Raw genomic sequence first — 6,413 nt, 5'->3', positions numbered from 1 at the left:
TTCCATGTCTTAAATAGAATTTCAATCTGCCAACGTAACGAATACAGTTCATGAATATGTTCCGTTGGAACGTCTTCAAAAGAAAGATTTGTAATATAGGTGGGTATCTATGATAGGCTTCTTTGTCTGATGAAACCTTAGCTTCAGCCTTTCAAGACAAATCGTACCCACAGAGGCTCCAAGTCAAGTCCTTAACCACTTATCTATGCTTTCATGTAAACAAAGATAAAAGTTGCATTCTACCAGTATTTTTAGGATGATACTGTATATAATGGCAGTTTAGTTTAAGTGAAATATTCACATTTTTTACGTTTTGTAATTTTGAAATTTAATTTATTCCATTGATCAGTACATGGTGAGGATGTAAAAACGGGAATCCTATTATTTTTTGGGGATTCCCTGTTTTTGATTTTCTTATTAGTTTGTTAACTGCCCCCATTAGCAGGGTTATATAATTTGTTACTTTTTATTAAGAACCATACCTGATAGTTCTTGTTATACCTGTACGTTTGACAGCTCTTTTTGAAAGTGAACGCTTTTTAAGATAGGTAAAAAGATTTCCAAGACATAAACTGATAAACAAATAGATTAGTCCACCAAATATTGCGTAGATGATTGTTCCTGCTGTTGCTGTCAAGAAACCCATTATTACTTGATCTTTATCCTTAGCTGGTGATGTAGGTGGATCTGTAAGCATAAAAAACCCAAAGAAGAGAGTAGTATTTATAAATGGTGGCCTAAGTGCATTAACTGCATCTCCAATATTGAAATGCCCCATTAGAGCCAATAGTACAAAAGAAGTCCCTAAAAATGTAAAAACCTGAGGGAACTTATGAATTCTGTTCGTAATGATGTATCCTCCCACTAAAAGAAAGATAATTATCCATACTGAAAGGTCTCCAAATGCCCCCCACCAGCTTTGTCCCGTTTTAAAAAAAAGAGCAGATAAAAGTAAACCAAATGCTGCAGGATTAAAAATTGGTTTTTTCATATAAACAAGTAGATGCTTTGATAAAATTGCAAGTATAGCGGTAGCTGTAATTATACCTATAGAGGTCGTGGAACTTAAAATAAGGCCAATAATTAAACCTGTAATAACTGCACCGTCTGGCATTGTCCATTTTCTTTTTTTGAGAATATTAAAGATAATGTCAGCGATGACAGCAGTTATAACTGCTACCATGGTATTTTTTATTCCCAATATATTTATATAGCCGATTGATGCAATAAGAAGATACGCCAACAAGGTAATCGTAACATATCCCTTAGGTGTTTTAAGCCATTTCTTCATTGTCATTACTATCTCCTCCAACATGAACAATCTGTAATTCAGAAGTGATAAAAAGTCCCCTTAAATTAACATCTTCAATTAATTTCTTCCCGTTTTCATTTCCTAACAAAAAGGCTGCAGTCGAAATAGCATCTGCCATCATCGCAAAAGGAGCAATAACAGTTGAACTCACCCAATCATTGGGTGACTCCTTTGTTTGAGGATTAATGATATGATGCATACTGGGAAGTTTTGCATTCTTGCGCTCGTAACTACCTGAAGTACATACTGCTTGATTTGAAATTTCTATTACAGAAATAATCTCATCTTTTTTTTCAGGATGTTGAATGCCAATCTTCCATGATTCTCCCTTTTGATCAAATCCGCCTGCAAATAGGTCTCCACCTGCGTTGACAACAAATCCTTTAAATTCTTTTAGTTCATTTGTTGCCAAATCGATGGCAAAACCTTTTGCGACCGCTCCTAAATCTATCACTAGGGGCTTGTTTAAAAACAATGTCTGGGATTTTTCGTCTAAAACAATATCTCGATACGTTACGGATTCTGCAGAAGGATTTTGAATAAAGTAACCTGTTAAATAATGACGATTAAATCCTTGCTCCTCCATGATTTTCCCAATTGTAGGATCAAATTCACCGTCCGTTAATTTAGCCATTTCTAAAGCAAATCTCAAGGGCTCAAATAAAAACGGACTTATTTGAACTGGTTTTCCAATCACCTTGGTAACGTTCATTAATTCACTGTCAGGGCTAAAACGGCTGCACGCCTGTTCCACTTTTCGAAACATGTCAAAAGCACGGTTGATCTTTGCTTCAGCCAATTCCTCAGATGTACCTTCCCCAATAACTACTTGGATATCTACGACTGTATCCATATATAATTTAGTTTTTCTCATTTTTACCCCTTAGGAATTTTGTGCCTTATTGAGAGCATCCTGGACAGCATCTGTAAACGCTTGAGAACTGTAGGTTGCCCCTGAAACAAAATCTACATTAACACTTTGCCGTTTGATAACCTCACCCGGTAGCCCATCTAAATCACTTTCAGAATAGTGCATCCCCCAATTTATAATTTGTGCATCTGTAATTTTGTCCTTATTTAAGGTTACTGCAACTTCTATTTCCCCGCGCCGATTCATTCCTGTACCTTTAAAAGTTCCATCTTTATATTTTTGTCTAGGCTGAACATTTTGTATTTTTGAAGAAGTAACGCTACTTTTATTTCCATTTACTTCGTTAGCTTTGTCTATAACCAAGCTTGAGGGCTGTACTTTGTTTTGCATACTAATTTGTGTGTGGGTTGCCGAATTCATTTTGATTGCTTGTGCTTCTGTTGAAAAATAACCAGTTGCATAAGCAGCAGCTACAGCTGTGGAACAAAGAAGTACCCATTTTTTATTCTTTTTAGACATTTTAGTATCCTTCCTATCTCTTTTGGTTTAGCTTCTAATTAATCGTTAACACCACAAAGTATATTTAATCACTTTTAAAATTCCTTTAAAAACGTAATAGAAAATATAGATATCCTTTCTAAATCATTTAAAAATTTTAAAAAAACACCTTTAAGTGAGTTTAGATGATTGATTCTTAAAGGGAAGTTTTATAATAAACTGACTCCCTTTGTGGAACCTACTTTCTGCAGAAATTTGCCCTCCATGAGCCTCAACAATCCATTTGGCAATAGACAAACCAAGTCCTGTTCCTCCTGTTGCCTTTGTTCTTGCCTTATCACTTCGATAAAAACGATCAAATATGAATGGTAAATCTTTATCTGGTATTCCTGTCCCGGTATCTTCAATGTTTATTCTTAAACTGCTACCTTCTTTTTTGGAAAAAATGGTTATTTTACCGTTTAGGTCCGAGTATTTTAGCGCATTATCCAGCAAGATGACTAAAAGCTGATGAATTCTATCTTTATCTCCAAAGTAAATTATATTTTTTTCTATCTCATCCTCTATTTTGATATCCTTCATATCAGCAATTGGTTCAAACTGTTCCACTATATGTCTAAGCAGTTCATCCATTGAAAATAATTCCTGATTAATAAGCTGTTCATTTGAGTCACTCCTTGCTAAGGTCAATAGATCCTGTACTAATTTACTCAGGCGTTTTACTTCAGTCAGACTTTTATATATTGTCGCACATTCCTCCTCAATTGTATTAGTTGGGTGACGAAAGAGGAGTTCCAAATGAGTTTGAATAACCGAAAGTGGTGTTCGTAATTCATGGGAAGCATCACTAACAAACTGTGTTTGTTTTTCCCAAGACCTTTGAATTGGCACTAATGCTCTATTTGACAAAAATAAACCAACAAAAAAAGAGATCAGCAAACCTATGAAACAGCCAAATCCAATTAATAGCAGCAGTTGTTTTATAACATTCACCTCAGGATCAATGTTATAAACTAGTTGGATGGTTGCAGCAGATGGAAAGCTTTTAAGTTCATCCCTCTTTTTAACATGAGTCAGAATTCTATAGGAATGTCCGCTTATGGTTTGGATGCGCATTTTTTTGTCATTCCTATTTGGTTTAAAAGAGGATATTTCTTTTTTGTAAAAGGCGTTTTTTGGGTTACTTAAAAGGAGATTCCCTTTTTTATCCCAAAATAAATAGGAAACCTTCCGTTCTGATTCCCTTTCATTTTTTTCATCAGGTAAATCATCAATTGATTTTTGGATCAGATAGGTTTCCTTATTTCGCAAATTATCATCAACTGAGGCAAGAGAAACTTTTTGCATATATAAATAGAGACTAATACCCAAAATACTCAAGACACAAAAGAAAACAAGAGTAAAAAGTAATGCCAACTGGATTTTAGTTTTACGAAACATCCTGTTCACCCACTTTTAGCATGAACCCGATTCCTCGTACGGTTACAATCCAGTGGTCCAAATGGAAGGGGGTAAGCTTTTTTCTAAGATGATGAACATACACATCCACAACATTTAATCCTGCTTCTGAACTAAAGCCCCAGATTCGGTTAAAAATTTGATCACGTAACAGGATTTGTTCCTTGTTTAGAATGAAGAATTCCAGCAACTGATATTCCTTTACAGTTAAATTTAATTTCTTCCCATTTACAAATCCGTCATGCTCAATAATTTTTATAGGTCCGTATCCTAGTTCTTCTGCCTGTTCCCCTTTTCCCCGCAAAAGCACACGTATTCGAGCTAATAATTCAGGACCAGCAAAGGGCTTAATTAAATAATCATCTGCACCTAAATCTAATCCCATCACCCTGTCCTTTATACTATCCTTTGCTGTCAGAAGTAAAATAGGAGTTCTCACTGATTCTTTTCTTAATGTTTTTACAATCGAAAAGCCGTCCACTTCAGGAAGCATAATATCGAGTATGATCACATCATAAATGCCTTTTTTTGCAAGCTCAAGTCCATCATAACCATTTAGGGCAATGTCTACATCATAATTTTCTTCTTCTAATATTTTTGAAATTCCCTCAGTTAATGATTTCTCATCATCAACAATTAATATTTTCATGTCTTCCTCCGGTACTGCATTAAATTTTGACTTTTATATTTTAACCTTAGTTTTTTAAAGAATTATTAAAAAGCATTTTGTATATCAGCGTTCCTTATTAACTATACTGATCCTTTAGTCATAATGAACGAAACAGCTCCTATTGCTTAACGTAGGTTGCACTTGGTCATAATGTTACTACCAAAAAAATCCAAGTGTAGAGCTACACACGAAAAGGAGCCGAATATTATGAAGGATGTACAAAAATTTGTTGGTTTAGACGTATCTAAAGTCAATTGCTGTTTTATTCGGTTCGCCTGCCCGTTGAAGAAAGTCATGATTCTCTTGCTTTTTATAGTTTAATTAAAACTACACTTAATGCTTTTTTAATATTTTTTTTAGATACACTTAATTTTTTTTGTGTAAATATATATATTTTTAAGTTTTTGGAGTTAGTATAGTTTCATGGACACATTTTAGTTAAGTCCTTACAATGATTTTTGAGAGGATGTGGATTGTCAACACTAAATCAAACAACTTTTTTAAGGGATAATTTTTTATATTCTAGAGGACTTAAGTAGCCAAGAGTTCCATGAATTCTTAGCTTATTAAACCAGTTCACATAGTCTCCAAATTCGAGTGTAAGCTGATCTAAGCTTGCGAATGTTGTTTGATTGGGAACTCAGTCTTAATGATTTTAAAGGTCGCTTCCGCGACAGCGTTATCATAAGGGCAACCTTTCATACTTAGTGAACGACCAATCTCAAATATGGTTAACGTTTCGTCAATCAGCTTGTTTTTAAATTCATTCCCTCGATCTGTGTGGAAGAGCTGAATATCACGGAGGTTCCCTTTGATCGATGCAAACGCTCTAGCTACAAGCTTGGCGTCCTTGTTAGGTCCTGTGCTAAATCCAATGATTTCACGATTAAAGAGATCGACAAAGACACATATGTAATGCCATTTATGTTTGACTTTGACATATGTTAAATCGCTGACCACTACTTTTTTCTCTTCTTCTTGTAGGAATTCCCGATTAAATTCGTTAGCCTGGACTGATTCGTTATTTGAAGTCTTTTGCGGTTTGTACTGAGCGACTGTATATGAGGAAACAAGCCCCTGTTCTTTCATGATCCGGCCAATTCGCCTTCTGGAGACCGTAAAGCCTCTTTTCTTTAATTCAACCTTAATCTTACGTGTTCCGTACGCCTTACGGTTTTTATCAAAAATATCTAAAATGGCGTTTGTGACATCGTCTTCTGAGATTCGTTCTTTTGCTTCGTAATAATAGGTACTCCGTGAAAGCTCTAGGACGCCACACATTGCTGATACCGAGTATTTATCTTTGTTCCGTTTAATGACATTTACTTTCGTCCTAGTATCAGCGCGGCTTGCTTTAGAATATCATTCTCCATCTGTAACTTCTTCAGTTCTTTTCGTAGTTTAATAAGTTCTTGTTCCTCAGGTGAACGGTTATCTTTTTCTTTAAAAGAACCTGTGTTTTAACTCTGTTGTATCCACCGGTCTAAAGAAGAAGGAGTAAGTTCATATTCTTCAATAAGAGCCTTACGGTTTTTCCCATTTTGGTAGAGTTGAATGATCTGTTGTTTAAATTCGGAAGTGAACGTACGGCGTTCTCGCTTGGT

Annotated in this window: 5 protein-coding genes and 2 pseudogenes; all 7 read right to left on the bottom strand. The window is 35.2% G+C overall.

The features are described from left to right. Window positions 1–98 (bottom strand): annotated as a pseudogene (locus ACFX4X_RS25040) (transposase); the annotation flags it as partial. A 371-nt stretch (window positions 99–469) separates the two neighbouring features. Further along, entirely contained in the window at window positions 470–1,297 is an 828-nt protein-coding gene (locus ACFX4X_RS25035; protein WP_377387531.1) for an RnfABCDGE type electron transport complex subunit D, read from the bottom strand. Further along, window positions 1,275–2,186: an FAD:protein FMN transferase gene (locus ACFX4X_RS25030; protein ID WP_377387528.1), complete on the bottom strand. Its 912-nt coding sequence runs from the start codon at window positions 2,184–2,186 to the stop codon at window positions 1,275–1,277. Before ACFX4X_RS25030 ends, ACFX4X_RS25035 begins: the two co-directional genes overlap by 23 nt. A 9-nt stretch (window positions 2,187–2,195) precedes the next feature. Then, complete coding sequence (locus tag ACFX4X_RS25025) at window positions 2,196–2,702, bottom strand: FMN-binding protein (RefSeq protein ID WP_061463287.1); 507 nt, start codon at window positions 2,700–2,702, stop codon at window positions 2,196–2,198. Window positions 2,703–2,852: 150 nt separating this feature from the next. After that, window positions 2,853–4,121 (bottom strand): sensor histidine kinase, encoded by a 1,269-nt coding sequence (locus ACFX4X_RS25020; RefSeq protein WP_377387525.1) that lies wholly within the window; start codon window positions 4,119–4,121, stop codon window positions 2,853–2,855. Further along, window positions 4,111–4,788 (bottom strand): response regulator transcription factor, encoded by a 678-nt coding sequence (locus ACFX4X_RS25015; protein ID WP_377387522.1) that lies wholly within the window; start codon window positions 4,786–4,788, stop codon window positions 4,111–4,113. Before ACFX4X_RS25015 ends, ACFX4X_RS25020 begins: the two co-directional genes overlap by 11 nt. Window positions 4,789–5,296: 508 nt before the next feature. Continuing rightward, window positions 5,297–6,413: pseudogene (locus ACFX4X_RS25010) on the bottom strand (IS3 family transposase); the annotation flags it as partial.

It is taken from the genome of Peribacillus sp. YIM B13481 (genome assembly GCF_042787985.1).
Lineage (GTDB): Bacteria > Bacillota > Bacilli > Bacillales > DSM-1321 > Peribacillus > Peribacillus simplex_A.
This window is presented reverse-complemented; position numbering and strand designations above follow the sequence as displayed.

Excerpts from the sequence above, each read along its gene's own strand:
- ACFX4X_RS25020 (WP_377387525.1), bottom strand. The coding sequence starts at position 4,121 with ATGTTTCGTAAAACTAAAATCCAGTTGGCATTACTTTTTACTCTTGTT.
- ACFX4X_RS25030 (WP_377387528.1), bottom strand. The coding sequence starts at position 2,186 with ATGAGAAAAACTAAATTATATATGGATACAGTCGTAGATATCCAAGTA.
- ACFX4X_RS25025 (WP_061463287.1), bottom strand. The coding sequence starts at position 2,702 with ATGTCTAAAAAGAATAAAAAATGGGTACTTCTTTGTTCCACAGCTGTA.
- ACFX4X_RS25015 (WP_377387522.1), bottom strand. The coding sequence starts at position 4,788 with ATGAAAATATTAATTGTTGATGATGAGAAATCATTAACTGAGGGAATT.
- ACFX4X_RS25035 (WP_377387531.1), bottom strand. The coding sequence starts at position 1,297 with ATGACAATGAAGAAATGGCTTAAAACACCTAAGGGATATGTTACGATT.